The 408-nt window shown below is 47.5% G+C and carries 1 protein-coding gene; it reads right to left on the reverse strand.

The window, feature by feature from the left end; all coding sequences use genetic code 11:
- A partial coding sequence (locus EYW48_RS21525) for a transposase (protein WP_277433083.1) occupies positions 1 to 408 on the reverse strand: 408 nt, incomplete at both ends.

The raw sequence follows: 408 nt of genomic DNA on the forward strand, positions 1-408 counted from the left end.
TGCAGATAGCCTGAGTAATCACCCAAGAAGTTCACGGGGCACACTCTCGCGCGACTGTTTTGATAGTCGAACAAGACGATATTTTTCATGTCAGGGAGTTTAGCTTCAGGGGAGTCGGCTCCCGAGCCGTACAACCACATATAACATTGCTTATCTTCCTTAAGCACATTGAGCGGCGTTTCATCGGCCTGAACCACCACTTGTTCGAGTAAGTGAGTCTTCAGTGCCTGATAAAGCGGTTTGAACTTTTCACTCACTTGGATAACCCACCTTGCCATGGTGGTTCTCGATAGCTCGATACCTGACTGGGAAAACAAGCTTTCCTGACGATACAGCGGAAGCGCATACTGATATTTGCCTAAAATAATGTTGGCAAGCAGACTTTCGGTAGCGAAGCTTTTGGGGATG

The sequence above is a fragment of the Vibrio sp. 1180_3 genome (assembly GCF_029478545.1).
In the GTDB taxonomy this organism is placed as follows: Bacteria; Pseudomonadota; Gammaproteobacteria; order Enterobacterales; family Vibrionaceae; genus Vibrio; species Vibrio aestuarianus.